General features: G+C 61.4%; 25 protein-coding genes and 2 pseudogenes. 15 read left to right on the forward strand and 12 right to left on the reverse strand.

The genetic code is table 11. The features are described from left to right. Nucleotides 1–75: 75 nt before the first annotated feature. Nucleotides 76–1128 carry a LacI family DNA-binding transcriptional regulator gene (locus tag NV382_RS09330; protein ID WP_260600212.1) on the reverse strand — a complete coding sequence of 351 codons (1053 nt, stop codon included), beginning with the start codon at nucleotides 1126–1128 and terminating at the stop codon, nucleotides 76–78. Between the two features lie 91 nt (nucleotides 1129–1219). Continuing rightward, entirely contained in the window at nucleotides 1220–2593 is a 1374-nt protein-coding gene (locus NV382_RS09335) for a hypothetical protein (RefSeq protein WP_260600213.1), read from the reverse strand. A gap of 119 nt (nucleotides 2594–2712) precedes the next feature. Between NV382_RS09335 and NV382_RS09340 the strand changes: the two genes are divergently transcribed. Then, complete coding sequence (locus NV382_RS09340; protein ID WP_260600214.1) at nucleotides 2713–3810, forward strand: alpha/beta hydrolase; 1098 nt, start codon at nucleotides 2713–2715, stop codon at nucleotides 3808–3810. 24 nt (nucleotides 3811–3834) lie between these two features. Here the strand turns inward: NV382_RS09340 and NV382_RS09345 are convergent, their stop codons facing one another. Further along, nucleotides 3835–4986, reverse strand: a complete 1152-nt coding sequence (locus NV382_RS09345; protein ID WP_260600215.1) for a glycoside hydrolase family 68 protein — start codon at nucleotides 4984–4986, stop codon at nucleotides 3835–3837. Nucleotides 4987–5404: 418 nt separating this feature from the next. Between NV382_RS09345 and NV382_RS09350 the strand changes: the two genes are divergently transcribed. Continuing rightward, nucleotides 5405–5695, forward strand: a complete 291-nt coding sequence (locus NV382_RS09350; RefSeq protein ID WP_260600216.1) for a hypothetical protein — start codon at nucleotides 5405–5407, stop codon at nucleotides 5693–5695. Here NV382_RS09350 and NV382_RS09355 read toward each other — a convergent pair. Further along, nucleotides 5692–6408: an IS6 family transposase gene (locus NV382_RS09355; RefSeq protein ID WP_260600217.1), complete on the reverse strand. Its 717-nt coding sequence runs from the start codon at nucleotides 6406–6408 to the stop codon at nucleotides 5692–5694. The two genes, NV382_RS09350 and NV382_RS09355, sit on opposite strands and share 4 nt — an antisense overlap. A gap of 159 nt (nucleotides 6409–6567) precedes the next feature. After that, nucleotides 6568–7464, reverse strand: a complete 897-nt coding sequence (locus NV382_RS09360) for a LysR family transcriptional regulator (protein ID WP_260600218.1) — start codon at nucleotides 7462–7464, stop codon at nucleotides 6568–6570. A 95-nt stretch (nucleotides 7465–7559) separates the two neighbouring features. Between NV382_RS09360 and NV382_RS09365 the strand changes: the two genes are divergently transcribed. Both NV382_RS09365 and NV382_RS19680 read left to right on the forward strand, forming a co-directional pair. Then, complete coding sequence (locus NV382_RS09365) at nucleotides 7560–8282, forward strand: SDR family oxidoreductase (RefSeq protein WP_260600219.1); 723 nt, start codon at nucleotides 7560–7562, stop codon at nucleotides 8280–8282. A 29-nt stretch (nucleotides 8283–8311) separates the two neighbouring features. Next, nucleotides 8312–8371 (forward strand): annotated as a pseudogene (locus NV382_RS19680) (Atu4866 domain-containing protein); the annotation flags it as partial. 41 nt (nucleotides 8372–8412) lie between these two features. On the opposite strand, the pseudogene NV382_RS09370 reads toward NV382_RS19680, so the two are convergent. From NV382_RS09370 to NV382_RS09385, 4 genes and pseudogenes are all read right to left on the reverse strand, one after another. Beyond that, nucleotides 8413–8622 (reverse strand): annotated as a pseudogene (locus tag NV382_RS09370) (IS6 family transposase); the annotation flags it as partial. A 413-nt stretch (nucleotides 8623–9035) separates the two neighbouring features. After that, entirely contained in the window at nucleotides 9036–9374 is a 339-nt protein-coding gene (locus NV382_RS09375) for a hypothetical protein (RefSeq protein ID WP_260600221.1), read from the reverse strand. 168 nt (nucleotides 9375–9542) lie between these two features. Beyond that, nucleotides 9543–10244 carry a CPBP family intramembrane glutamic endopeptidase gene (locus tag NV382_RS09380; protein WP_260600222.1) on the reverse strand — a complete coding sequence of 234 codons (702 nt, stop codon included), beginning with the start codon at nucleotides 10242–10244 and terminating at the stop codon, nucleotides 9543–9545. Nucleotides 10245–10310: 66 nt separating this feature from the next. Next, nucleotides 10311–10709: a RidA family protein gene (locus NV382_RS09385; protein ID WP_260600223.1), complete on the reverse strand. Its 399-nt coding sequence runs from the start codon at nucleotides 10707–10709 to the stop codon at nucleotides 10311–10313. A gap of 114 nt (nucleotides 10710–10823) precedes the next feature. On the opposite strand from NV382_RS09385, the gene NV382_RS09390 reads away from it, so the two are divergent. The 3 genes from NV382_RS09390 (at nucleotide 10824) to NV382_RS09400 (ending at nucleotide 12404) form a co-directional block, all read left to right on the forward strand. Further along, entirely contained in the window at nucleotides 10824–11405 is a 582-nt protein-coding gene (locus tag NV382_RS09390) for a TetR/AcrR family transcriptional regulator (RefSeq protein ID WP_260600224.1), read from the forward strand. 61 nt (nucleotides 11406–11466) lie between these two features. Then, complete coding sequence (locus NV382_RS09395) at nucleotides 11467–11874, forward strand: nuclear transport factor 2 family protein (RefSeq protein WP_260600225.1); 408 nt, start codon at nucleotides 11467–11469, stop codon at nucleotides 11872–11874. Between the two features lie 284 nt (nucleotides 11875–12158). Next, on the forward strand, nucleotides 12159–12404 hold the full coding sequence (locus tag NV382_RS09400) for a DUF6894 family protein (RefSeq protein ID WP_260600226.1): 246 nt from the start codon (nucleotides 12159–12161) through the stop codon (nucleotides 12402–12404). A 47-nt stretch (nucleotides 12405–12451) separates the two neighbouring features. Here the strand turns inward: NV382_RS09400 and NV382_RS19685 are convergent, their stop codons facing one another. The 3 genes from NV382_RS19685 to NV382_RS09410 all read right to left on the reverse strand — a co-directional run bounded on the left by NV382_RS19685 (nucleotide 12452) and on the right by NV382_RS09410 (nucleotide 14791). Beyond that, on the reverse strand, nucleotides 12452–12712 hold the full coding sequence (locus tag NV382_RS19685) for a DUF6894 family protein (protein WP_418066783.1): 261 nt from the start codon (nucleotides 12710–12712) through the stop codon (nucleotides 12452–12454). A gap of 207 nt (nucleotides 12713–12919) precedes the next feature. Then, nucleotides 12920–13600 (reverse strand): IS6 family transposase, encoded by a 681-nt coding sequence (locus tag NV382_RS09405; RefSeq protein ID WP_260600227.1) that lies wholly within the window; start codon nucleotides 13598–13600, stop codon nucleotides 12920–12922. A 666-nt stretch (nucleotides 13601–14266) separates the two neighbouring features. Then, complete coding sequence (locus NV382_RS09410; protein ID WP_260600228.1) at nucleotides 14267–14791, reverse strand: PEPxxWA-CTERM sorting domain-containing protein; 525 nt, start codon at nucleotides 14789–14791, stop codon at nucleotides 14267–14269. A gap of 172 nt (nucleotides 14792–14963) precedes the next feature. Here NV382_RS09410 and NV382_RS09415 point away from each other — a divergent pair, with 172 nt between their 5' ends. From NV382_RS09415 to NV382_RS09450, 8 genes are all read left to right on the forward strand, one after another. Then, nucleotides 14964–15167 (forward strand): hypothetical protein, encoded by a 204-nt coding sequence (locus tag NV382_RS09415; protein WP_260600229.1) that lies wholly within the window; start codon nucleotides 14964–14966, stop codon nucleotides 15165–15167. Between the two features lie 177 nt (nucleotides 15168–15344). Further along, entirely contained in the window at nucleotides 15345–16349 is a 1005-nt protein-coding gene (locus NV382_RS09420; protein WP_260600230.1) for a ferritin-like domain-containing protein, read from the forward strand. Nucleotides 16350–16407: 58 nt separating this feature from the next. Further along, nucleotides 16408–17487 carry a ferritin-like domain-containing protein gene (locus NV382_RS09425; RefSeq protein ID WP_260600231.1) on the forward strand — a complete coding sequence of 360 codons (1080 nt, stop codon included), beginning with the start codon at nucleotides 16408–16410 and terminating at the stop codon, nucleotides 17485–17487. 460 nt (nucleotides 17488–17947) lie between these two features. Beyond that, the gene (locus NV382_RS09430; protein ID WP_260600232.1) at nucleotides 17948–18556 is read left to right on the forward strand and encodes an RNA polymerase sigma factor; all 609 of its coding nucleotides are present in this window, start codon (nucleotides 17948–17950) and stop codon (nucleotides 18554–18556) included. Next, nucleotides 18519–19508, forward strand: a complete 990-nt coding sequence (locus NV382_RS09435; RefSeq protein WP_260600233.1) for a FecR family protein — start codon at nucleotides 18519–18521, stop codon at nucleotides 19506–19508. Before NV382_RS09430 ends, NV382_RS09435 begins: the two co-directional genes overlap by 38 nt. Nucleotides 19509–19589: 81 nt before the next feature. Then, the gene (locus NV382_RS09440) at nucleotides 19590–22562 is read left to right on the forward strand and encodes a TonB-dependent receptor (RefSeq protein WP_260600234.1); all 2973 of its coding nucleotides are present in this window, start codon (nucleotides 19590–19592) and stop codon (nucleotides 22560–22562) included. 72 nt (nucleotides 22563–22634) lie between these two features. Beyond that, complete coding sequence (locus tag NV382_RS09445; RefSeq protein WP_260600235.1) at nucleotides 22635–23537, forward strand: glycerophosphodiester phosphodiesterase family protein; 903 nt, start codon at nucleotides 22635–22637, stop codon at nucleotides 23535–23537. Then, a complete protein-coding gene (locus tag NV382_RS09450; protein WP_260600236.1) occupies nucleotides 23534–26155 on the forward strand; it encodes a glycoside hydrolase family 95 protein in 2622 nt (873 codons plus the stop codon). Before NV382_RS09445 ends, NV382_RS09450 begins: the two co-directional genes overlap by 4 nt. The last annotated feature ends 1 nt before the right edge of the window (nucleotide 26156 follow it).

The raw sequence follows: 26156 nt of genomic DNA on the forward strand, positions 1-26156 counted from the left end.
CCAAACGATTGCGAAGTGGAGCCTTGATGTGTGCTTCCGGAGGCGTCCGCCGGATGCAGCGTGCTGTGCCGCCGCTTAGCGCGGGCGGGTGGAGGCGCGTTCGGTCAATGTCGGTTCCAGCTTGACCGCTTGTACCGGTTCGCCCGCCATGCGGCGGAGCAGGGAGTCCACCAGCGCCTCCGCACCGCGTGCGAGGTCTTGCCGAACCGACGTAAGTGGGGGAAGCGTGTGACGGGCGAGATCGAGATCATCGAAGCCCAACACCTTGACCTCTCCGGGCACGCTACGGCCAAAGTGGGCAAGCGCCTGGATCGTCATCATCGCTATGGTATCCGAAGCGGCGAAAATGCCGTCGATGCCTTCGGCCAGGGCGAGATATTCCGAAATCGCCTCCAGCGCCATCTGGGGGGTGAAATGGACCGGCAACAAAGCACCGATTGGGCCGGGCTGAGCCGCACGGATCGCGGCGCGGAAGCCCTGTAAGCGCTGCTCGACCTCGGGCACGCGCGGGTCACCGAAGAACGCAAGCTTGCGGCACCCTTGTGCCAGGAGATGTTCGGTACCGAGCATTCCACCGGCATAATTGTCGCTACCGACTGCGCTGTAATGCTGGTCCTCGAGTATAGCGCCCCACACGACCATCGGGCGGTAGCGTTGGGCTACCGCGTCAAGAACTTCGGCCTGATCCGACTGGCCGACGACGATCATCCCGTCGATGCGACCGGCATCAATGATCGTATCAAGCCAAGCCGGATCGCTGGGAACGACCCGAATGAGCAGCAGATCGAAGCCGCGCTCGACAAGATTGTCAGCGATGTTGGCGAGCAGAGTCATGAAAAACGGATCGGATATATGCTGCGTCCGCTCATGCCCGAGGGGCACGACGACACCGATGGCTCCGGTACGCCCGGTGCGCAGGTTGCGCGCCATGTTGCTGGGCTTGAAGCCAAGCTCGTCCGCGAGGCTGCGGATCCGCTCTCTGGTTTTCGCCGACAGATTACCCGTACCCGCCAGTGCGCGCGACACCGTGGCAGTAGAGACCCCCGCGATCTGCGCCAGTTCCTGGATATTCTGCGGCTTGGCCCGGCCAGTTGCCGCGGCAGGAGGTGGGGCGGACTTACGGGTCAAGAAGGAGCCTCATACGTGAGTATCGGCATACCCAAGGCGATGGCGGCGTGTCCGTCAAGACGTCGCCACCGCGATCGGGCGCCGTCGGCGGCTACGGGCGCTCGGATGCCTGCTCGAGATCGAGCAGGCCGTTGATGATGCTTCCCTCGGCGCAGCCCTGCTTTAGTCGCGATGATACGACCTCGAAAGTGTTCTGCGTAAAAGCTTCGTCGTTTGGGATATAGCCTGACGGCGCCATGCCGTTGGTCAGCGTTGCCATCATCGTACGACTCGAGGCCGACCGCGCCTTGAATCGCTGTGCGATGGGGTTGAAAACCTCGCCATTGACGCCGCCGATCTCGATGTTGCCGATTTTCAACAGGCTCAGTCGGATCGGGATGGGATCCCCATCCACATAGGTGCCGGGATAACCGGCCCGGCCTTGGTCGGTGCGCGTCCGGCCGGGACATGTTATCGTCTTCGTCGCGCCGAACAGTCGGGGGCTCACCTCTGGCCGGTCGAGCGTGTCGCGGTTGACTCGTAGGACCTCTTCGCCAAGCATTTGCCCCATCGAATTCGTCAGTTGCCGCTGTTGAGTCATCAGCTTCATCACCTGGGGATCGCGCTTGTTAAGTCCCTGCCCTCCGGGTGGCATCGTATTGCTGATGTCCTGCCCGCGCTTTGCGTAATCAGCGATGCGTATCGTACGCAGGTCGTACGTCTGCTGGAAGAAGATCGGGTTCTGGTCGCCAGCCGCACCTTCGCTCCACAGCGCGACCGCTTTGTCGTCCAGTGCGTTCTCGATATAGCGCGACGTCGCACCTGGAATGTCACCGCTCACTTGGTCCAGTTGCCCGTTGATGACAGCATGGACCGCGTAATTATAGTAAATCGCGATTGGCTGCCCTACGGGTGTTTCGATCCGAACGACGCCAACGGTCTTATCCGACGCCCCCTCGTAATTGGGCCCCTCCCACCACCGATGCGTCGCCGGATCGATGAGATTGCGGTTCACGTTGATATACGAAACGCCTTGGCCGAAGGCGACGCGCGCCGGCTGAAGCGCACCCGCAGCCTGACGGAGCGCTTTCAGGATCTGAGCGGTTGGGTCCATGCGGAACGGCACGCTGTGCGTGTGCGTCGCCGTTATCAGCAAGCGTTCCGGGGCGATCCCCAGTTCTTTCTGCGCCGCCAGCGACACCGCGGTCCACGTGTCATCGCCAATCGCGCCAGCATCGACGGTGACGAGCGCCGCCTTGGTCATGCCATCGTCTAGCACGACGGCACGCGCATATATCGGATCGTTAACGCCCTCGAACCCTTTAGGAAGCGCGTTCTTGTTAGGGGTGATGTCTACCTTAGCCGCGCCAGCGCGGAACGCCGACGCGATCTGCGTGGGAGAGGCAAGCGTCTGCTGAGCCCTTGCAGCCAAGGGTATTTGCGCGGTTGCGAAGGTAGCTACGGCGGCCAGCCAAACGTGTTTCAAAGTGCCTCTCCTAGTTATCGTTTGGATCAGCATAGCCTTCCGACAATCGATTGCAATGACGGAACACGGAGTGATACGAGATCTAGGACGCGGTCACCTTGCGAGCGATGGAGAGAGACATGGGGAATGTAGCACGACGCTATGGGCGGAAGGATCGGCCGCTGTTGGCACTGGCACTAGCTGCGATGCTGGCGAACAATGCCGGAGCGCAAACCGCGTCGGCCGGGGCACCGGACGACGGAACTGTATCGATGGACGGCCTCCGCGTACCGCCGTCCGACCTGATGAGCCCGGAGGCTCAAGCGTATCTCCGACACCTGATCGTCGATCGGCCGTTCGGTGCGCCACTGCCCGACATCACCGCCGAACGGGCACGACAGGACACGATCATGCGCGGCTTCCTCGAACCGATGAGGCGCCGCTACAAGGTTGACGTTACCGAACAGCGGATCGGCGGTGTCGTCGCCGACGTGGTAACGCCGGCAGGCGGCATTTCACCGGAAAATCGCAATCGCGTGCTCATCAACCTCCATGGCGGGGGCTTCACCACCGGCGGCAGATCGGCATCGTTGGTGGAATCGGTGCCGCTCGCCGCGATCATGCGCATCAAAGTCGTGTCGATCGACTATCGCATGGCGCCCGAGCATCTGTTTCCCGCAGCCAGCGAAGATGTCGAGGCGGTGTATCGCGAAATGCTCAAATCCTATCAGCCGCAGCATATCGTGATATACGGTTGTTCAGCAGGCGGCATGCTGACGGCCGAGGTGCTGGCGCGCCTGCATCGCCGCGGGTTGCCGATGCCGGCCGCGGCGGGCGTCTTCTGTGCCACGCTCGGGGCGCTGACGGCGGGTGACTCGGCAGTTATCGCAGCGCCGCTCAGCGGAATCAAACTACCACCGTCCGATGGTCGTCGCATGGCGATTCCGACGATGAGCTATCTCGCGAAAGCATCGCCGACCGACCCTCTTGCCTATCCGCTGACCTCGCTGGAGACGCTGCGCACCTTTCCGCCGACGCTGTTCGTCAGCGGCACCCGCGCGTTTGAGATGAGTGCGGCACTAAACTCGCACAATGCGCTCGCCAAGGCGGGGGTGGAGACGCAGTTCCACGCTTGGGACGGCATGTTCCACGGCTTCTTCTACAATTCCGAGCTGCCGGAATCCCGGGACGCATACGCGGTCATGGCCGCATTTTTCAACAAGCACATGACGCGATAGTCGGAAGAAGCCGGGCGGATCGACCTATTCTGTTAGGCTGGCGATATCGCCCGAAAGATGCAGGTGCAGTAGAGGCGCGAAGGTGGCCCCGAAGCGTCTCGACGCACCTGCTGGGCGGTCATCCCCCCAGTCATCGATGAAGCTTATGACGGTAAGGTCGGGCAGAACAAGCCAGCTATACGCTTGATGCGGTGCGGCAGCGGGGTTGGCGAACACCAATCCCGTGCCGTTGAGCGGACGCCAATCGCCATTGAGGCTGGACGCTACCATGCCGTAAAGACCGGTCGGCAATGATCCATGCGCTGGAGAGAACACATGCTGTTGGGTCGACCAGAACATGTAGTAAAGTTTTTCAAATATGACGACGTGAGGCCGTTCGAGCTCGTTGTTAACGTCTGTAGCGTCGATCACGGGTGGGAGCAGCGACCAGGCAGGAGCGCCGTTTGGATCAGCCTCGATCGCGCCGATGACACCATTGAACTCGCTGTCGGTATGCGCACGCGAACCAGCGAAAAAAAGGTACCGTTTGCCACTTTCTGGATCTCGAAAATAGGCTGGGTCACGGAACGCCTTGATCGTCCCGACCTTTCCGCCGCCCGCCTCACCGGCCATGTAGTAAGTCGGATCGCGCTGCACGATCTCCTGCAGGTCGCGCCAGTCTAACAGACGAGCCGTCTGACCATCCGCCACGAGCGTTGCAGTCGCGCTGAACAAGCGTTGCTCGAACGTCGGTGTTTCCTCGCCAAGACGCCCTGTCGCGGTGAAGAACAGTGTGAGCGTGCTACGATCGGCATCAAGCAGGGCGGAGCCCGACCATTCGCGGCTGCCGGGAGAGAAGCCATTTGGCATCGCCGGCCCAAGATGCCGCCAGCCAAGGGACGTCTTTTGTAAAAGGTGAATGCGCGCATGGGCATGGCGCTCATCCGGGTCCTCGAAGCGAGGTGCGCCGAGCGCCATCCACAAAGTCTCGCCGTTAGCAAAGCTGGCCGGGGTGCCATTGTCGTCCTGGATGGGCCATGCATCCCAGATGTCGAGCTCAGGCGCGATGCGCCGCACGGCCTCGGCTTTGATCACCGGTGCCACTGCCCAGTTTTGTAGAGGGATTCGAACGACATGATTTTGTCGCCAGAAGGTCGGCGAGAAAGCGCTCTGATGAATGATCGCACTGACTGACATGGCTCCGCGCCCTCCTCTCGCTTGCAGCTGCGTCTTAGGTTTTCTGCGAGCAGAGGCTGCCGTGGCAAACGATTGCAGAAACATCAAGACGTTAAAAGCGCGTACGGCTGAAGATGCGTGCAAGCTGGCTAAAATTCGTGATCATTGATCGCCAACGTTAGCACGTACCATGACACGTGAGACAAATATGAATAGACGGCGTCGCGGGAGGCGGCCTGTAGGCGTTAACCTACCCAGTGGCGCATAGCGGAGGCTTCCGACCGCCGAGCAGATACCATTCGACTTCCGCTGGAAGCCGAGCATTGGTGTGCTCGTGAACGCCGCCGGAGGAGTCCGGCGGCAGCCCTGAACCGGGTGCGCCCGGCGGGGCTGTGGGTGGTGGGAGCAGCGCGGTGCTGCTCCGATCACAGGAGCCCCCATGGCACGCACCTTGAAGCTAGACGACCTTCACCTCATCCTGCTGTCGACCGCCACACAGCGCGATAACGGCAACGTACTGCCGGTGGCGGCGACCATCGCCGATCAGGGAGATCGGATCACAAAGGCACTCCCTGCCCTGCTGAAGCACAAGCTGGTCGATGAGGTGGTCGGCTTGACCACAGGTCCTGCCTGGCGCAGCGATGGCGACGAGCGGTTCGCGCGGTGCTGTCAGTCTAATGCGAACCGCTCTCCACACGATGCACTTTGGTCTTTGAGCGCGATCGCCTAGCTCGCCACCTGACCCCACTCAGCCAGTGCGGCTGAGCGGCGTTCCTTGTAGGTCTGGCGGTCGACGAGATGGCGTTCGAGATTGAAGTGGTTGTGGACGTTGGCGTGCACGCTGGCAAACTTCTGTAGCGACTTCATCCGCCTGAACCTGAGCATCGCTCGCTCCCTTCTTCGGAACGACAGGTGGCTGTTCTCAACCCGGTTGTTGGCCCAGCGTCCGACCTCCTGCTTCTGCTCGTTACCCAGCTCTTTCATTGCTGCACGATAAGAGCGCAGGCCGTCGGTGGTGATTGCCTCAGGGCTGCCGTGACGCTTCAGCGCCTTCTTCATGAAGCGTAGCGCTGCCTCCTTGTCGCGGGTCCTGGTGATGTAGCTCTCGAGGATCTCGCCTTCGTGATCGACCGCTCGCCAGAGGTAGACCATCTCGCCATTCAGCTTCACGTACATCTCGTCCAGGTGCCAGCGCCAGTGCCGAAAACCGCGCATTCGCGAAATACGCTGCCGGCGAATGTCGCCGGCAAACATCGGCCCGAACCTGTTCCACCACATCCGCACCGTCTCGTGGCAGATGTCGATACCGCGCTCGAACAGCAGATCCTCAACGTTCCTGAGTGACAGCGGAAACCGCACGTACATCATTACCACCAGGCGGATCACCTCGGGTGATGAGTTGAAGTAGCGAAACGGGCCGGCAGGCTTGCGGAGACGGGGCATGCCAAGCGCCCTACCCCACCCCGCCTAACGATCGGTGCATTTGCTTTGACAGAGCCCTCAAAAGCCATCGCCACCTAGCTGCAGCTTTGGAGTGACGGTAATCGAGACGTTCGAAACCGAGGATGCGCAATATTGGGCCATCGGCATGACTAGGGCGGCTCAGCGTATGCGCCAGTCCTTTACATGGTCGACCATCGCCCGCAGCTTGGGTGCGAGATGGCGGCGATTTGGGTAGAACAGGAAAAATCCGGGCAGCGATGGACAGAACGGGTCCAGCACCGCGCACAACCGACCATCCTTCAACCACGGCGCGAACGTATCCGCCATGCCGACCGTCAGCCCCGCGCCAGCGAGTGCCATCCTGACCATCAAACCCATGTCGTTGGTGGTCACTTCCGGGTCGACCGCGACGGCGAACTCACGCCCTTCCTCCGTGAACTCCCAGCGGTAAGGCGCAACATCGGTAGCGGATCGCCAGCCAATACAGGCGTGCTGGGTCAGGTCGCGTGGGTGGAGCGGCGTCCCCGCTGCTGCCAGATAAGCAGGCGCGGCGACAACGATCTGGCACTGATCGGTGCCGACCGGCACCGCGATCATGTCGTGCTCGATCACCTCACCCAGCCGTACGCCAGCATCAAAGCCGTGCGCGACGATATCGAACTCCTCATCGGTCACCAGGATGTCGAGCCGAACACCCGGGTGCGCTGCCCGGAACGATGCAAGCAGGTCGCCTGACAAAAAGCCTTCGGCGATGGAAGACACTGCGACGCGCAGCACACCGGTTGGCCGAGCCTGGGCGTCCGCCGCCGCTTCTGTTGCCGCGCGGATCTCAGCAAGCGCAGGCCCAAGCCGGTCGAGCAGCGCCTCGCCTGCTTCGGTCAGCGTGACACTGCGCGTCGTTCGACGCAGTACCGCTACGCCGAGCGAGTCTTCCACTTTGCGGACGGCCTGACTCACGGCAGACCGAGTGACGCCGAGTTGCTCCGCTGCCACGCGAAAGCTGCGGGCGCGTGCGACTGCCGCTAGGGTGGCAAGAGCGTTCAGGTCAATTTGCATTGTACAGCCCAGCTTACCAAGCCATGCAGCATTGACGCAATAGTCGGCTGCTCAGCGCCCATCTATCTTGTGTTCCAGCAAGAAAGGTGAAGCTCATGAACAAGATCGTACTCATCACTGGAGCAAGCAGCGGCATCGGCGAGGCCACTGCCCGTATATTGGCAGAGGCCGGCATGACCGTTGTCCTTGGTGCGCGACGGACCGACCGTCTTGACCGCCTTGGGGCCGAGATCACGGCCGCCGGTGGCACCGCGCGCGTGTCCAAACTCGACGTTACCGACCGCGCCGATGTCGCTGCCTTCGCCCACGACGCCGTCGAAACGTTCGGACGTATCGACGTCCTCATCAACAATGCAGGCGTCATGCCGCTGTCGCCGATGGCCTCGCTGAAGGTCGACGAGTGGGAACGGATGGTCGACGTCAACATTAAGGGCGTCTTGTGGGGCATCGCCGCGGTCCTGCCGACGATGAACGCACAAGGCTCGGGCCACATCATCAACATCGCCTCGATCGGCGGTCTTCAGGTCTCGCCCACAGCTGCCGTCTACTGCGCCACCAAATTCGCGGTACGTGCGATCTCGGACGGGTTGCGTCAGGAGAATGATCGCATCCGTGTGACCAGCGTCTGCCCCGGTGTCGTCGAGTCCGAACTGGCCGACAGCATTTCGGACGAAGCAGCACGTCGCGAGATGGCGAGCTTCCGCGCAGTCGCACTCAAGCCCGAGGCGATCGGTCGCGCCATCCTTCATGCAATAACGCAGCCGGCTGACGTCGATACGACCGAGATCGTGGTCCGCCCGGTCGGCAACCCGGCGTGACCATTGTGGCACCCCACCCCTAGGTCGGCATGTGGGTCACAGCCGATCGCGGCATTCGCCACGAACTGCGTCCAGATGGTCGTTACGACGAGGCTCGGGATGGCCGCGCACACGCCTACCAGGGACGTTACCGGGTGTCGCCGGCGAACATCGGACCGAACCTGTTCCACCACTTCCGCACCATCCCATGGCAGATGTCGATACCGCGCGCGAACAGCAGGTCTTCGACGTTCCTGAGTGACAGGGGAAATCGTACGTACATCATCACCACCAGGCGGATAACCTCGGGCGATGAATTGAAGTAGCGAAACGGGCTGGCAGGTTTGCGGGTACGGAGCATGCCACTGCCCTACCCGGCCTAGCCAAACGATCGGTGCATTTGCTCTGACATAGCCAGCCAGAGCGTAGCGGCGGAAAACATGGAAGCTGGACGGGCTATCGTTCGTTCAGCGACGCGCTGGCCGCCGCTGCTTCGCTCGAACCGGATCGTCATAACATCTGCAAAATGTGTCTCGGCTCGTATCGCGACCAAGGAGGCTACCGTGGGCCGCGCTAGGAACCGGGGATCACCTTCACGATTTCCGGATGTTAGTTTCCCTGACCCCAGAAAATCAAAATGCGTCACCACCGACAATCGGGTATTTTCCTCAGGCGCACCGGCCTCCACAAGATGGACGTTTGCTGCGACAAGATGCTCCTTGACGATATCGTTGAAGGCCGTCGTGGGATTAGTCGCAAGCCACCGGCTCGTCTTCAGCGACGGCATTCGCGCCGCGCCGGATTTCGGTCGCAGCGCTGCCTGCGGGCTCGATCAGCCATAATTTGACCGTCCTTGGCGAGTTGCGAGGTCAGCGCCATCTTCTCCAGCGTGTCCCGCTCCTTGATGTCGCGTCGGCGCTGCTGGTCTAGCATGCAATTGCTAAAAGCGGGCGTGCCGTAACTCGCTCCAAAACTCTCGCAGGTGCGCGCGTCCTTGTGGTGCTTTTTGCTTTGAGCGCTCGCCGGGCTCACCACAGCGCCGGAAGCAAATATGGCGAGCAGGCCCAGCGAGATCAGAGCTGGACGCATGCGATCGAAACGGTCCGTGATCATATTAGCTTTCCTCTTTCAACTGTGGGGTCGTCCGTAGCGACGAGAGACGCTCCCGGATGCAATGCCGCGAAATCAGGCGCGCAAAAAAAGCATTGGGAAGTTACGCGAACATGGCTTGGGCGCGGGGTCGCTCTGCCATTGCTCTAGATTTTCTACTGCGACCCGGCGTCAGGAAGCGGCTGTGAGAACCAGCACCGGGACTGTCGGCAGATTGCACATCATGTGCACAACGATGGGAGGCCAGAGCGATCCGGAGCGGCGATATAGTTCCCCTGCCACCAGCCCCTGCAACACCGCCACAGGGAAGACGATGCTTATTCCATGCAGCAATGCGAATAGAAGGGCGCCGCCTACCACGCCCACGACAGCGCCGTAGCGAAGGAGAACAGTTGTCACGACGCCCCTGAACAGGAGCTCCTCACCGATGGGAACGATGATGCCGATTAGGAACGTGGCGGTCACCAGCGACAGCGCTCCGCCACTGCCGCCCGCCGCATAGACTCCCTGTGGGCTGTCGCCAATGCCCGTCAGCGCGGTGAAGCCGAGGACGACGACCCCCTTGGCCGCGAAGGTGGCGACGCCGGCGCCGAACCCGATAAGCAGCCATCGCCGCGATGTCGCCTGCACGCCGAATGAAGCCAAGGGAGCCTTCCGAATTAGCCAGGCGCCCGCGAAGCCGGCGAGGCACGCTAGCCCCGACCAAGCCGCGAGAACAAGACCGTATGCCATCGCCCCAAGCCCCAGACGCTGGATCTGCGATCCGAGCCCGAAGCCGACGATCGCCGTAACCGCCAAGCCGGCCGTCAACTCCGGCCAGCCGGGGCGCCAGGACTGGACTTCCGGTTCGCCCTCAGCAACTTGCCCGGCCATCACCAGATTTCCTCTCGCGTTCGGTGGATAGACATCACCCCGACGTGACGTTGCTGCGAGTGAAGTTCAGCTCGCTGTCGGGATGCGCGCGATGACCTTGATCTCGAAGTCGAAGCCGGCGAGCCAGTTCACGCCGACCGCCGTCCAGTTCGGGTATGGCTCGTCCAAGAACGTCTCCGCCTTGACGGTCATGACGAAGGGAAACTGAGTCTCGGGATCGATATGGAAGGTCGTCACGTCGACGACGTCGTGGAACCCGCATCCACCGGCCGCCAGTGTCGCCTTAAGATTGGCGAAAGCCAAACGGACTTGAGCTTCGAAGTCGGGTTCGGGCGATCCGTCGCTGCGGCTGCCGACATGACCGGACACGAACAATAGGTCGCCGGATCGAATCGCGGCCGAGTAGGTCTGCGAAGTGTAGAGGTCATGCCGACCGGGAGGAAAGATGGCGGTGTGCTGGGCCATGAAAAATCTCCATTTGTGAAACCCGCCACCTGCTGACAGAGACATACGACGCGTATGCTAAATAAGTGATACGTCCCGTATGTCAATAGAGATAGAATTGACTATGTAGGTGGCGTGAAACGCGCGGAAACGATCGAGCAGACCCGGCGAAAGCTGATAGCGGCAGCACGCAAGGCGTTCGCGCGGGACGGCTACCATGCCGCGTCCATGGATCAGCTGACCGCCGAGGTCGGCCTGACCCGCGGCGCGCTCTACCATCATTTCGGCAGTAAGCGGGGCTTGATGGAAGCCGTCGTCGAGCAGATCGATACGGAAATGGCTTCACGGTTGCGAGAGGCGCTCAAGGGCTCGACTGACAAGCGGCAGGCGCTGCTTGACGAGGGGGTGGCCTACATCAAGCTCGCTCTGGAGCCGGAGTTTCAGCGGATCGTCCTCCGCGACGGTCCGGCGGTGCTAGGGGCGCCCATGCACTGGCCTAGTCAGAATGCGTGCCTCGCCGGCACGATCGAGAGGATAGAGCAACTGGTGGACGCCGGTGAAATCGCTCCGGTGGACGCGGAGGCGGCCGCCCGCCTGCTTGACGGAGCAGTCCTCGACGCCGCGATGTGGATTGCCGCGTCCGACGAGCCAGCAACAGTCGCGCAAAGGGCCATCGATGCCTTTATCCGTCTGGCCAGCGGATTGATCGCGCGATAGCTCGGTGAGCCCATACTAGATTGATTGGGGATCGGCGTAGCGTGCACGTTCGGAGACTTGTTTGATACTTCTAAGGGAGGCGAACCTGCAAAATCTGGAGAAAAACAAGAAGACCGTTGTCGCGTTTTACGAGATGATGTTCAACGCCTGCCAGCCGCGAGAAGCGTTGGAGCTCTACGCCGGTGCCGACTACATTCAGCACAATCCCGGTGTTGCGACGGGTAAAGATGCGTTTGTCGAGTATTTCGAACGAATGGCACGGGAATATCCCGGCAAGCGTGTTGATATCAAGCGAGCTATTGCTGAGGACAATCTCGTTGTTCTTCACTGCTTTCAGCACTGGCCAAACGCTTCAGATTATGCCGGGATGGATATATTCCGGCTTGATGACGATGGCAGGATCGTCGAGCATTGGGACGTCCTTCAGATAGTGCCGGCGCAAGCGGAGAACGATAACGACATGTTCTGATCACGGATTCCGCCCTGACCAGGATCTGTCCACGATCTGCACCGCTCGGGGAGGCTCTGTCAAACCAAATGCACCGCTGATTTCCTATTTGGTTAAGGCGGCAAAATGATCAGCATCACTGTCAAATTTGTTCAGCGAAAGGTCCGGCTATGTTCTCGCCGTGGGGCCGGCTGGGAGCCGAGATTACGACCTGTCGCCGTCAGACTAACCAGATTCTGGTTAGTCTGACGGGACCGCAGCAGGTGGTTCACCTTACTCAGATAAATTACGTAATGGCGATAACTATGCCCCGTTACCACTTCCACCTGGAAAGCAACTCCGGCACCAGCGGTAACGTGGGCGATCGTGAACTGGCAGATGACGCCACGGCGATGCACGAAGCTGGCAAGTCGGCCGATGAAGTCCTTATGGAGGAACTCGCTTTAAGCCGGCCGGATCCGCGGGCTGTAGTGACAGTCGAGCGGAGCGACGGGACCAAAGTAGCCGTCGTCAGGGCAAACGCTGAGATCGAGATCTTCCCTGCAGGTTGAGCTAGTCGCCGTCATCGTTGCTCAAGCACCCATTTCGGCACTTCCGACTATCCGTACGACCCAACCGGCAGGCCGAAAATTTCTACTGCTTCGCAAAACGGCACCCGCGCAATTTGAGTTCCATCCGCGTTCGAAATGTTGATATGGCACGAGACGCAGAGCGCTCCTTCAGCGATATCCTCCCGCATTATCGACCGCGCGTCCGCGATAGCCGCCCCCTTGGCGGCCTCAAGATCGGAAAAGACACGACCTTCACGATCGCACGTCAGTGACCCACACTCGTCCAAGTCGAAGTAGAACAGAGGCATTCTTCAGAGTTATCAGCTAACACCAACGAAGCCTATTTCTCCACATCAAGGCCCACCGATTATCTTACTAACATTGATCAGGGTACCGTCAGACTAACCAGAATCTGGTTCGTTTGGGCGGCGACCGACCGTAATCTCGATTCCGAGCCGGTCCGACGGTGAGAACATGGGCGGCCCTTTGGCGGAACAAATCAACACCAAGGCTGATTAACTTGCGGCTCTAACCAAATAGGAAATCAGCGGTGCATGTGGTTTGACAGTGCCGTTGTGAACGTTAGCTTGGACGCTGGCGAATTTCTCTAGCGTCTTCATTCGTCTGAATCTTAGCATTGCTCGCTCTCGTCGTCGGAACGGCAGGTGGCTGTTCTCCACCCTGTAGTGAGCCCAGCGTCCGACCTCCTGCTTCTCGGTGTTGCCGAGCTCTTTCGTCGCAGCACCATAGGAACGTAGACCGTCGGTAGTGATCGCCTCAGGGCTACCATGCCTCTTCAGCGCCTTCTTCATGAAGCGGAGCGCCGCGTCCTTGTCGCGGGTCCTGGTGATGTAGCTCTCCAGGATCTCGCCCTCGTGATCGACCGCTCGCCAGAGGTAGACCATCTCGCCGTTCAGCTTCACGTACATCTCGTCGAGATGCCAACGCCAGTGACGGAAGCCGCGCATGCGCGAGATACGCTGCCGGCGGATGTCGCCCGCGAACATCGGCCCGAATCTGTTCCACCACATCCGCACCGTTTCGTGGCAGATGTCGATCCGGCGCTCGAACAGCAGATCCTCCACGTTGCGCAGCGATAGCGGGAACCGCACGTACATCATCACCACCAGGCGGATCCCCTCGGGCGATGAGTTGAAGTAACGAAATGGGCTGGCAGGCTCGCGTGCTCGGGGCATGCCGATGGCGCTACCCCGCCCCGCCTAACGATTGGTGCATTTGCTTTGACAAAGCCCTTTACCCTTAGTCGGCGCGCGGGCCGCACTCAATGGAGCGACCACTGCCGCTGTTGATTTCAGGTTCACTGCGTGCTCCACTCAGGGCGGCAGCGAAGGTCTCCCCCAAGTAGCCCCGCTGCCGAACAGGGGCGACCCGTTCGGCGCGCGGACTCGCCGGGCGGGTCGTCTTGAGGCTTCCGGCTATTGCGCCGGGAACGTCGCGCGAGATTAGAGGTCCGGTTACACCGCGCCAACGTCTCGGCCCTGATTTCGCGACCGCGCCATGTTGTAGAGCAACGAGGCCTTTGTACGTGCAGGTCGCGGGCTAGCTGCTCGATATGTAGCGTCATGACGAATGAGAAGCAGTTGGACAGTAGCACACCTGTCTGTGCCCGAAGCTCGGGCCACAGCTAACGAGCACTTAACCATTAAACTGGTCATTGCCGGTCGCTTAGCAACGGCTACCCACCATCTCCGACGAGAGCTGCATTTTCTCTGATAAAGCCGGTTTGAGCCCTAGGAGGAAGTTGCGTAATCGGCATTCAGGTGAACGAAGAAGCCGCCAGCGTCAGCTGGCGACCTTTCGTAGTGTTCGCAAGGTGCATCAAGCGAACAACCTCAAGCGCGTCATGTGTAAGAAACCGTCGTACGGACCTTCAATCGACGACGCATGGAAAAGCCGATCCCGCCAAAGCCCACGAGCATCATCGCCCATGTGGCTGGTTCGGGGACCGCACCGGCGACAGCGGCCGGGGAAATGGTCAGCGTTCCATCACCGAAGAACGGATTGACCAGCGTAAAAGAGCCGGTCAAGAAGATCGGATTGCTGGGTGAGCCCGTAAACAACGTCGGAGAATTGAACTGCGTGAAGCCTAGGTTGGTAGCGGCAATGCTCAGGCTCGAAAAGATACCATTGCCAAAGCTGACCGTCGACGCCGTTCCAGCAATTCCGGCGAATGTACCGGCGACGTTACTGAACGAGAATTGATCCGATCCAATGAATGTCTGCGAAAAGTCGGGCGTCGGGTTCGAGTCGAGTTGGAAGATCGCCGTGCCCGAAGGACCGGAAAAGTTGAACAGCAGCGGTGCTGCGTATGCTGGTGAGGTAGCCACGACCATCGCAGCCGCCATCCCAAGTGCTATCTTCTTCATGTCTACTCCCTGCCTCTCACAGCCGCACTTCGCAGGCGCGATGACATGTTGAGATACGGCGCAGTCTGGAAAAGGTTGCACACGTATTAACCGATTTAAGCCGCGGTTCCATTTGGATCGGCTGATCTGACACGGCGCAAGGCGCGAGGACGGAACCCAACCCCGACTGTCGATGGGCACCGACCTTGCCGGAGAGGTCGACGATCAAACGTACTTTAGTGCATGGCATGGGCTGGCCGCGCATCAGCCGCTCGGCTCCGTGAACCGAGCGCGACGTCAGGAATACGAGATGTCGGCCGATCTCCGCGGGCAGTTCAACGGCTGCCCGATGCATGACTCGATCGTGGTGGAAAGCGCCACGCAGAACCGATCATAACACTTTTTCGTGTGCATTTTCGCGCAACTAATGCGTTTTCTGAACGTATCTATGAAAGCCTCTCAGTTTCCAATCATTTTGCTTCGAAACTCAAGGGCCGGAGAATGCAGATGCCCCTGGTGCGACGGCTCAGGGTGCGCCGATATCGATGATCCGTCGCGCAAAAGGGAGACGGGCATGACCGATACGGACCAGCATGTAATCGAGGCCTTCGACAATCGTGTCGAGCGACGCAACGAGCGCCGTGACTTCTTCAAGGCCGCGTTAGGCGCCGCAGCAGTGGCTGGCGCAGGTGTGGCGGCAGTGACGCTCGCCGGGCCGGCCGTTGCGCAGACCATTACCGATGCTGATGTCCTGAATTTTGCGCTGAACCTCGAATACCTTGAAGCACAGTTCTATCTGTTCGCGCTGAATGGATCGGGCCTCGCCGCTGCCGATACTGACGGCTACCTGACCGCTGGCACGCTCGTGGCCGGCGGTACTGTAGTCGCAGGTCAAAAGGTCGACTTTAGCGGCGACGCGGTCGTCGCGTCCTACGCCAAGGAAATCGCGGCGGACGAACTAGCGCATGTTCGTTTTCTGCGTGCGCAGTTGAACGGCGCTCGCGTGCCGATGCCTAACATCGACGTCAGCCCCGCTGCCTTTAACAAGGCCGCCGTTGCTGCCGGCATCGCCACCGCTGCAGCACCGTTCAATCCCTATTTGTCACCGGAGAATTTCCTGCTTGGCGCGTTTATTTTCGAAGACGTTGGGGTCACCGCCTACAAAGGCGCCGCCCCGCTGTTGACCAGCAAGGTTTATCTCGAGGCCGCCGCTGGCATCCTGGCAGTCGAGGCGTATCACGCCTCGATCGTGCGCACGTCGCTATATTCAAAGGGTATCGCCGCCCCGGCCAAGATGCTGATTGAAGCGACCGAGGCGATTTCGAACTTACGCGACACACTAGATGGCAGTCCGACAGCTGATCTGGTCAAGGGAATTGGCCCGGACGACGACCAGGGCGTGGCGAACATTGCGGGTGCCTACGGTGTTGGCTCAAACATCGTGCCGCTCAACTCCAACGGCTTGGCCTTTAGCCGCTCGACCGGGCAAGTGCTCAATATCGTCTATGGCAACACGACGACGCCGTCCGGCCTGTTTTTCCCCAACGGTGTGAATGGAACATTCAAGGCGAATGCTTGAGGCGCGTTGACGCCTTCTTTCCCCAATCAGTTCATCACCGCATTCAAGGGATCTTCACATGATCGATCAAAACAACGCCATCGACATCTTCGCCGCCGTTGAGAAGCGACGCGAAGAGCGCCGCCGCTTCATCAAAATCGCTGGCGGCGGTACCGCTGCGATCGGTGGCTTGGCCATGCTGTCCGCATGCGGCAGCGATGACAATAACAATCCAGCTCCGACTCCTACACCTACACCAACTGCCTCCCCCTCTCCGACGCCAAGCGCTGCGAACCTAGATCTCGACATCCTGAACTTCGCGCTGAATCTCGAATATCTCGAGGCGCAATACTACGTCTATGCGGTCAGCGGTGCGGGGCTGCCGGCTTCGATGACGGCAAATGGCGCCGGTACGAGCGCTGGTGGCACGGTCACGGGCGGAGCAGCGGTCAACTTTTCGGGTGACGCTCTTGTTGCTGCGTACGCCCGCGAGATCGCAGCGGACGAGGCCGCACACGTTACGTTCTTGCGCCAGGCGATCGGCTCTGCCGCAGTTGCTATGCCCAACATCAACATCAGCCCTGCGGTGTTTGGTGCGCTCGCCACGGCTGCGGGGATCGACCAGACGGCAGGAGCTTTTAATCCGTATTCTTCACCAGAAGCGTTCCTACTTGGCGCGTTCATTTTCGAGGATGTCGGCGTATCGGCCTACAAGGGCGCGGCCCCGCTAATCACCAGTAAGACGTATCTTGAGGCGGCGGCGGGTATCCTTGCGGCCGAGGCATACCATGCCGGCCTGGTTCGCACCGTCCTATACAATAAGGGTATCGCGGCACCGGTGCTTATCACGAACGCCAACAAGATTTCGGATGCCCGGGACAGTGTCGATGGCACCGCCGTCAGCCCAGCCAATACGCCAGCCACGGCAACCGTATCAGCTGCTGATGACGATCAGGGGATCACGAATGCCGACGGTTCGGCGAATCTGGTTCCGGCCGACAGCAACGCGATCGCGTACAGCCGCAGCGTTTCGCAGGTGCTCAACATCGTCTATCTCAACACTGCGGCAAAAACGGCGGGGGCCTCGATGGGAGCGTTCTTCCCCAACGGGCTGAACGCCAATCTCGCAGCGTTTAAAACCAGCAGCGCAAACGCCTGAGATGTTCAAACAAAGACCTGCACGAGTAAGTCCCTCGTGCAGGTCTTTGTAACACTGGCAAATCAGGGATGGCACGTCGCGGGTAGCTTAGTGGGGTACTGCCAGACTAACCAGATCTGGTTAGTCTGGACGGCGATCGGTGGTAATTTCGGTCCCGCGCCGGCGCCGCAAGGCGAACATAGACGGGTCCTTGACGGAACAAATCGACTGTAAACTGATCAACTTGCCCCTCTAACCAAATAGGAGATCAGCGGTGTGTTTGGTCTGAGGGAGCCGGCGCATCGGTTAGCTGTACGGGCGACGGTGCTGCGGCCGGCGGGCAAAGAGCTTGACCTCAAATTGCACAGCCCCGTTCGGGCGCGGATGGCAAACCGTCTAAGCGACGCCACTTTCACAATACGCCTAGGGGAAAGGCGCTGCTGTACGAAGATTGTCATGAAGCGCGGCTAGGCCGCCTTGCATGAAGCCGGTTTCTCGCCATCGGGCCATTTGGTTGGGCCAGCATATCTTTCCGCATGAGGCGGCGGTTCGCGCTTGGTTATCGCGGCGGGCGCTGACCCATGTGCTCGACATCGATGATGTCATACAGGAAAGCTACGCGATCCTCGCGGGCCTCGATCGGGTCGATCATATCTGCACGCCGCGGACCTATTTCTTTCAGGTAGCGAAATCCGCCGTGCTGCAGGCTCTACGCCGCTCCCGCATGGTCTCGCTCGATGCGCTGGCCGATGCCGACGCCCTGCAGATTCCGTCGAACGATCCGGACCCCGAGCAGATCGCGGCCGATCGGCAGGAGTTGGGGCGGGTCGAAGCTGTGATCTCGACACTACCCAGCAGGTGTCGCGAGGTTTTCCTGCTCCGCAAGATCCAGGGCTTGTCACAGCGGGACGTCGCACAAACCCTGGGTTTATCCGAAAGTACGGTAGAGAAGCACGTCATCAAGGCTCTTGGCATCCTTACTCACGCGATTGGGCGTGGCGGAAAACGAGCCGTTGATGCATCTACTGCGCGTGAACAGAAGAACGACCGCCATGCTCGACACCAATCGCGAGAGCGCGCAATCCATTGAGCAGGCTGCTCTGGTCTGGGCGGCGCGCGTCGATCGTGGATCACTGAACGACCAGGAAGAAGCTGAACTCAACGCTTGGGTGGCCCAAGACACGCGCCGAGCCGGAGCCTTCGCCCGGGCGATGGCGGCCAACGCGTATCTGGACCGTACCGCCGCGCTGGGTGCGCACTACCAGCCCGCGCGTGTCCCGCTGCTGGCGTCCATGGGTCGCCGCCGAATGCTAGCTGCCGCTGGCGGGGCACTGGCAGCGTCAATCGTCGCGGGCGTCTTCGGTCTCCGCCTGCTCCCACACCCAGCGCGTCTTGCGACGATCAAGGGAGACATCCGTCGCGTGCCGCTGGCGGAGGGATCGGCTGTCACGCTGAATACCGACTCCGCGATCGAACCGCTACTCAGCGCCGAGCTTCGGCGAGTAAACCTTGTGCGCGGCGAAGCACTCTTCGATGTTGCAAAGGATCCGGCGCGCCCGTTCGTTGTCTATGCTGGTGACACTCGTGTCCGTGCCGTCGGCACAAGCTTCAACGTGCGCTTACACGAACAAGGCGGCGTGGCCGTTTCGGTACGTGAAGGTATTGTCGAGGTGACGCGAGGAGCGCAGCCGTCCTTGCGCCTGCGGCGGGGCGAATACGCGCTCTCCGAGGCCGGTCGACCGCTTGCAGCACGTCAGATTCCCGATCAGGAACTCGAGCGATCGATGGCGTGGCGTGATGGTCGGCTCGATCTGACTGGGATGACGCTCGGCGAGGCCGCGGCCGAGTTCGCACGCTATTCCGACCAGCGCATCATGATTGCCGACCCGGCGGTAGCCTCTCGGCGAGTAGCTGGCGTCTATTCCACCAGCGACCCCCTTGGCTTCGCGCGCGCCGTAGCGCTCGGCCTCGGGCTTACGGCCTCACAGGAAGATGGCGCTGTCCAATTGCGCGCGCCGTTGCCCGGCGAAAAAATCTCGTAGGGTGATAGAGGAACTTCGACCGAACTGCATCTAGGTGGTGAATGCGGCGCGGGGCGCCGTGCGTTCCGGGGGTCGAAGATCATGAATGCCAAGTTGTTGCTGGGCTGCGGCGTTGCCGCGGCCGCTCTTCTGTCGCCTGCGTCGGCCAGCGCGCAGCAGGTGTCGTTCAACATTCCGGCGGGGCCGCTGCCTTCCGCCATCGCGGCGTTCGGCCGGCAGTCCGGCCTGCAGATCATCGCACCAGCCGACGGCATGGGCGGCGTCCGCAGCAACATGGTGCGCGGTCGCATGGACGCCGGCACCGCAGTCCGCCGCTTGATCGCGGGCACTGGCCTTGCGATCGCCTCGGAAAGCGGAGGCCAGATCGTCCTGCGCCAGGTAACGCGTCCTGCAGCACCGAAGCCAGCGGCCTCGCAGACGACGTCGCGGACGTCGAGTGAGGCGCAAACCGGAGCCGGAGACGACATCGTCGTCACAGGCCTGCGCGCCAGCCTTCAGACGGCGCGCGAGATCAAACGCAACTCCGACGCCGTCGTAGACGCCGTGGCGGCCGAGGATCTAAACCAGCTGCCGGATAATAGCGCAACGGAAGCGCTCGCCCGCCTGCCCGGCGTGCAGGTTTTGCGGTTTCGCGGTGAGGCGCAAGGCTTCACCGTGCGCGGATTGTCGCAGGTGTTGACCACCGTGAATGGTCAGGAAGCCTATTACGGCACCTCCCGGCAGAGCCTGCTCAACAGCTATCCCGCCAGCTTGATCGCGTCCGCCGAGGTGTACAAGGCACTGACCCCGGATCTCATCGAGGGCGGCCTTGGCGGCGCGGTGAACATCAACTTTCGTCGCCCGCTGGACTACAAACGCGGCCTCACCGTCGCCGGCACGTTGCGTGGCACCACCGAGGACCAGGACCACAAATTCTACTACAACGGCGATGTGCTGCTGAACGGCCGTTGGGACACCGGCATCGGCGAACTCGGTGTGCTTGTGAATGCGTCTTACATGCGCCGTGATTATCTCGAATCCTATCGGCAGAACCTGAGTCCCACCGCGACCACTGTTGCCCCTGCCTCTCCGGCAGGGCTGGCCAAGGGGCTCATTATCCCGGTGGGGATGCTCATCCGGCACAATGAGGGCAATTACCGGCGCCCGGTTCTTACAGCAGCGGCGCAGTGGCGGCCGGCGCCGAATTTCGATGTCGATGCCCGTGTCACGCATGTCATCGACAAGAACGAATATACCGACAACTACCTCGCGACATCGCTCATGGCCCAGACGGTGCTTTCGGACGTCGTGTTGGTGCCTGACACGAACATCGTGAAAAGCGCGACCTTCACGCCGTCGAATGCGCGCGGCCCTTACTCATCACATACCAAGCTCGATATCAAAACGACGCAGGTCGATATTGGCGCCGCCTGGCGCACCGGCATCGCGAAGCTTAGCACGCGCGCGGTGTACACGACGTCCGTGAACGACACCTATGCTCAGAACGTGCAGCTTGCCTTCAGGACGGCACCAAGGGTTCGCGCAGACTTCCAGAGCGATGCGCAATATGGTGGGCTCGCCTATCAATACCTCGGCGTCGATCTGGAAGATCCGGCGAATTTCTATCTGGCGTCCTATGCCGACGGAGTTACCCGCAACAAGGGCGGCGGCCTGCAATGGCGGACTGACCTCGAACTGACCCCCGATGCGGGCTTCTTCAGCAACATCAAAGCCGGCTTTCGCTATGCAGATCGCTCCGCGCATTTTCGCTCGGGTTCGCGGACGGCGGCGTTCCCGACCACGGCAGCGGCTCGGCTGCCGCTGTCGGCGATCCCCGGCGGCGATGCGCTTAAGCTAGTCGCCTCCGGGTTCGGCGGAGACAATGCGGACGTGCCCTCCAGCTGGATCGGTTATGACGGTAGCCTGCTTGGTCGCAGCACCACCACCGAAGCGCTGAACCGCTACCTGACGACGTCTTTCCCGCTTTTCGCCACGCAGAACCCGGCGATCAATCCCATCCAGACCTTTGACGGGAAGGAAACCAGCTACGCCGCCTATGGCCAGTTCAAGTATAACCTGTCGCTGGCGAGCATCCCCGTCGATGGCGTGATCGGCGCACGCATCGTCAACACTCAACTGGCGATCGACGGCACACGGGGTCGGACCACGCGGCTAAATCCCGCGCCCGCGAACCCCATCGTCTACGAACCGATCCACAGCCGACAGAACTATTTGGATTTCGATCCGTCGGCGAGCGCGGTGGCGCATTTCGCGGACAACGTGCAGATGCGGCTGACCTGGACCAAGACGTTCTCGCGCCCCGACTTCTCCCAGCTCAATCCTAGCACCACGCTGACCGAAGCGAAGAACGGCGACGCCTATGTGGGATTTGCCACAAAGGGAAATCCCGACCTTCAGCCGGTGCGGTCGCAGAACTGGGATGCCTCGTTGGAATGGTATTTCGGTCGGGCGGGTGCGCTGAGCGTGGCTGGCTTCAAGCGAGACATCGATGGCTTCATCGTCAGCACGCAGGAAAGGCAGGATCTGGAGGGGGCGCTGGGCGCGGTTGACGTCACTCAGCCCATCAATGCCGGAAAAGGAACGGTGAAGGGGGTAGAGATCAGCGGGAGCACGTTCTTCGATTTTGCGCCCGGCATCCTTCGCAATTTCGGCGTGTCGGCGAACTTCACCTACGCGGACAGCCATCAGGTCCTGCCGACGACGAAGACCAACGTTGGGACGGAGGGCCCGATCGCCGGTGTGTCAAAGACGAGCTTCAACGCAGCGGCCTTCTACGACGATAGCCGGCTACGTATCCGTATCGCCTATGCCAAGCGTAGCAAGTTCCTGCTCGCCTACAACACGGCAAGCCGGCCATATGACCAATATTACTATCCAATCGAGCGTCTCGACTTTTCGGTCGGATACAAGATCATGCCTGGAACGTCGATCACGATAGACGGCACCAACCTGCTGAACATGCCCCAGCACGGTTATTACGGCACACCGCAGTTTGTCGACCGCGTCTACTACGAAGGGCGCACCTTCTCCGCCGCGCTACGCTTCGCTTTTTGAGCTGACTAGAGAGGCTTTGGCATGTTTCGAGAGCGATCCTGGCTGCTGTGCGGCGTCCTCTGCTTCGGGCTGTTGGATCCGGCGGCTGCCGCAGCCCAGTCAGCGCGTAAGCGACTTTCGGTCGATAACCGGCAGTTTGTCGTCGTCGCTCACCGTGGTTGCCACAACGCGGCACCGGTACACGGCCTGCCGGCCACGCCCGAGAACTCGCTTGCCGGGCTTGAGAACTGCATCCGGCTTGGCGTCGATATGGCGGAAGTAGACGTACGGCGCACGTCCGACGGCGAACTGGTGATGCTGCACGACGAAACCTTGGACCGGACCACCACTGGACAAGGCTATGTGTCGGCGACATCGCTCGCCAAGCTGCGGACGCTGCGGCTGCGCGACAATCTGGGCGGCCGCAACGTAGCGCAGACGGAACATGGTATCCCGACACTGGGGGAGATGTTGCGAGCAGCGCACGGGCGCATCCTGCTCAACCTCGACATCAAAGACGGTATCTATACCGAAGTGGTGGATGCCGTGCGCCGTGCCGGCATGCAGGACCAGGTGGTAGTGAAGAACGTCGCCGGCCCCACCACCCCGGCGCTGGCCGGCTTAGCGCCCTATGATCTCGTGCCGTTCGGCGTGATCCTGACGAATGCCGACACAAGCGCTGATCTACCAGCTATCCTGTCTCGGCAGATCAATGGCGCAAAACCGGTCGCCATCGAACTGCCGTCGATGCGTCCGGAACAGCTGCCTGCCGTTACGGCGATGGCCAAGCGTGGGCGCGTGCCGCTTTGGGTCAATACCTTGTGGTCTGGCTTCATCCAGGGCTGGGGCGGCGACAAGGCCGCCTTGCGCGACCCTCAAGCCGTGTGGGGCCGAATGGCCGAGGCCGGCATCACCATCTTTCAGACCGACGAGCCGGAGGCACTGCTCGCATGGCGCGCCAGTCGCGTTGCTCAGCAAAAGGAAGCGCGCCAGTGACCGATCCGCTCTCGCGTCGGACCTTCATCAAGTCCGCCGGCGCAGTTGCCACCGGGCTGTCCGTTGCTCCGGTTGCCGCTGAAAACTTCAACTCGTCGGAGCCCCGGCCACCCGCCAGCGCGATCGGTCGTCGTATCGCCCTGTCGGATCTACACTACACGGATCCGGTCACGCGGAGCGAGGAAGGCATACCCATCGGCAACGGCCGCATGGGCAGTCTGGTCTGGACGACACCGTCGCGGTTGCGCCTGCAGATCAACCGGGTCGACGTCTACCCCAGCAACAGGGCGTCCAACAGCTTCTTCGAGCCACACAACGATTATTGCGGCGGCTGCGCCTTTCTGGACATTGCCTTCGACGGGCAGCCGTTCGCCAGCCCGAAGCAGCACCTGTCAGTTTACGACGGCGTGATGACGATCGAAGGTGAAGGCATCACTGTTCGCATCGTGCCGAGCCGTACCCACGATGTGTTCGCTATCGCGATCAACGACCGTCGCGCCCACCCGGCACGCGTCTCGGCGGTGCTGCGCATGCTGCGCTATGAATCCAAATATCTTGGCGCCCAAAGCGAGACGGATGCGGTCTGCCAAGCCAGCACCGTGCAGACGCGCAATCATCGTGCGACATCGACCCGCCACGCAATGCCGGGGCGCATCGCGCTGACCCAGGATTTCAGTGAGGCTGGTCATAGCTGCCGCTCCGCCGTCGGGCTTACGTTTGACGACGTGGGTGCAGCGAGCGAGTTGATCGACGAAACAGGCGTATCGCTCACCACTACGCGTACCGGCGCCATAACGCTTTTCGTTGGCTCGTCCGCCAGCTTTGATCCCAAGGCGGATGTACTCGCCACGACGTGGAGTGCCGTACAGGCCGTGCGGACACAGGGGTTCGCCGCTGTCGCGGCCGAAACACAGGGTTGGTGGCACCGCTTCTGGGATCAGGGCTCGATCGAACTGCGCAGTGCCGATGGCCGCGCCGAACGTGCCCAGGCCGGCTATCACTACTTCCTCTACCTGATGGCGTCCTCCTCCTGTGGTGGCCCATACCCGCCCAAGTTCAACGGTATGCTGTGGAATACTGGCGGGGATGTGCGCGCCTGGGGCGCGCAGCATTGGTTCACCAATCTCAGCTGTTACTACGAAACGATGCCAGGTACCGGCCGGTTCGAGCTGATGGAGCCAATGTTCGCGATGTACTCGGCGATGTTCGACTCCTGCGCCACCGCTGCGAAGCAACAATGGGGATCGCAGGGCATCTTCATCCCCGAGACCGTCTACTTCGACGGCCTCGAACCGCTACCCCCGACAATTGCGGCCGAGCTTCAGGACCTCTATCTCGAGCGCCAGCCGTGGTCGGAGCGATCCAAGGCGTTCCTCGATTATGGCGCCACCAAGCACGCCCATTCCAGCGTATGGAACTGGAAGGCGACGGGCCAGTGGAAGGACGGGGTCTATGTGGTGCCCGAGCGCGGCGACGGCTGCTACGGCCCGACCAGCCACATCTTCGCGGCAACCGCCAAGGTCGCCTACCTCTTCTGGCAGAAGTATGAATTCACGCTCGACCGCGACTGGCTGGAGAAGCGCGCCTATCCGATGCTGCGCGGCGCGGTGGAATTTTATCGTCACCATCCGCGCATGCAGAAGGGCGCGGACGGCCGCTACCATCTGAGCGGCGCCAACAACAGCGAGCCCGTGCGTGGTGCGCGCGACACCAATGAAGACATGTTCGCGATCCGCGGAGTCTTGGGCGCGCTGCTCCGCGCGTCGCAACTGCTGGGATCGGACACGGGGATGCGGGCCACTTGGCGCGAGTTCCTCGATCATCTCGCGCCGTTGCCGCTGACGACTGATTCCGACGCGCTCGGTCGCAAGGAAGCGCCCGGCCCCGCGACCTTCGCTGCGGCGCGGACGCCAGTGGTGAAAGCAAACCCCGTTTTCCTGCGTCCCGACGTTAACAGCCTGCCGAGTTGGTTCTTCGACACGTGCGGCGTGGAGGCCGCCGACGGCGTCGTGCGCGACATCGGACAGGCGACGTTCGATGCTTTGGTCACGGCGGATGGGCCGAAGCCCGGCGCGTCCCCTGGGGTTCTGTCGAAGCTCGGCATCGCGGCCGCCACGCTCGGACGTGCGCAAGCGGTCGCTATCCTGGTACCCAACCAGATGGAGCCTAGGGCTTTCCCACAGTCGCGCACCTACAAGAACGGCGCGGCCCTGCGAAACCGGATGAGCATGATGGAGGGCGCGCAGGCGCTCGCAGCGGAGCATCTCGGCCGCGCGTCGCAGGCGCTCCAGATGGCGCTGCTCCAAAGCAACCCGCCGGCACCCGGAGAGGATCCGGTGCTCCACCTCGTTCCTGCTCTGCCGAGGGGCTGGGACGCTAGTTTCAAACTGGCGGCACGCGGGGGCTTCGTCGTCGAGGCGACAATCGCGGGCGGCAAGATCGATGCTCTCGCCATCCTGTCACAGGCGGGAGCGCGCTGCACGTTGCGCAATCCGTTCGACGCTCCGGCCGTCGTGCGACGCGCGGGCCGCCCGGATGTGCGCATGGCAGGCGACTATCTCCGTTTCGACACCAACAAAGGCGAGCGGGTTCGCATCGCACGTGCCTCCCAGGAGTAAC

It is taken from the genome of Sphingomonas endolithica, assembly GCF_025231525.1.
Classification (GTDB): Bacteria; Pseudomonadota; Alphaproteobacteria; order Sphingomonadales; family Sphingomonadaceae; genus Sphingomonas; species Sphingomonas endolithica.

Bases quoted from the DNA above. Each gene is read 5' to 3' on its own strand.
- NV382_RS09340 (WP_260600214.1), top strand. From the start codon at position 2,713: ATGGGGAATGTAGCACGACGCTATGGGCGGAAGGATCGGCCGCTGTTG.
- NV382_RS09345 (WP_260600215.1), bottom strand. From the start codon at position 4,986: ATGTCAGTCAGTGCGATCATTCATCAGAGCGCTTTCTCGCCGACCTTC.
- NV382_RS09350 (WP_260600216.1), top strand. From the start codon at position 5,405: ATGGCACGCACCTTGAAGCTAGACGACCTTCACCTCATCCTGCTGTCG.
- NV382_RS09355 (WP_260600217.1), bottom strand. From the start codon at position 6,408: ATGCCCCGTCTCCGCAAGCCTGCCGGCCCGTTTCGCTACTTCAACTCA.
- NV382_RS09360 (WP_260600218.1), bottom strand. From the start codon at position 7,464: ATGCAAATTGACCTGAACGCTCTTGCCACCCTAGCGGCAGTCGCACGC.
- NV382_RS09365 (WP_260600219.1), top strand. From the start codon at position 7,560: ATGAACAAGATCGTACTCATCACTGGAGCAAGCAGCGGCATCGGCGAG.
- NV382_RS09375 (WP_260600221.1), bottom strand. From the start codon at position 9,374: ATGATCACGGACCGTTTCGATCGCATGCGTCCAGCTCTGATCTCGCTG.
- NV382_RS09380 (WP_260600222.1), bottom strand. From the start codon at position 10,244: ATGGCCGGGCAAGTTGCTGAGGGCGAACCGGAAGTCCAGTCCTGGCGC.
- NV382_RS09385 (WP_260600223.1), bottom strand. From the start codon at position 10,709: ATGGCCCAGCACACCGCCATCTTTCCTCCCGGTCGGCATGACCTCTAC.
- NV382_RS09400 (WP_260600226.1), top strand. From the start codon at position 12,159: ATGCCCCGTTACCACTTCCACCTGGAAAGCAACTCCGGCACCAGCGGT.
- NV382_RS19685 (WP_418066783.1), bottom strand. From the start codon at position 12,712: ATGCCTCTGTTCTACTTCGACTTGGACGAGTGTGGGTCACTGACGTGC.
- NV382_RS09405 (WP_260600227.1), bottom strand. From the start codon at position 13,600: ATGCCCCGAGCACGCGAGCCTGCCAGCCCATTTCGTTACTTCAACTCA.
- NV382_RS09410 (WP_260600228.1), bottom strand. From the start codon at position 14,791: ATGAAGAAGATAGCACTTGGGATGGCGGCTGCGATGGTCGTGGCTACC.
- NV382_RS09415 (WP_260600229.1), top strand. From the start codon at position 14,964: ATGGGCACCGACCTTGCCGGAGAGGTCGACGATCAAACGTACTTTAGT.
- NV382_RS09420 (WP_260600230.1), top strand. From the start codon at position 15,345: ATGACCGATACGGACCAGCATGTAATCGAGGCCTTCGACAATCGTGTC.
- NV382_RS09425 (WP_260600231.1), top strand. From the start codon at position 16,408: ATGATCGATCAAAACAACGCCATCGACATCTTCGCCGCCGTTGAGAAG.
- NV382_RS09430 (WP_260600232.1), top strand. From the start codon at position 17,948: ATGAAGCCGGTTTCTCGCCATCGGGCCATTTGGTTGGGCCAGCATATC.
- NV382_RS09435 (WP_260600233.1), top strand. From the start codon at position 18,519: ATGCTCGACACCAATCGCGAGAGCGCGCAATCCATTGAGCAGGCTGCT.
- NV382_RS09440 (WP_260600234.1), top strand. From the start codon at position 19,590: ATGAATGCCAAGTTGTTGCTGGGCTGCGGCGTTGCCGCGGCCGCTCTT.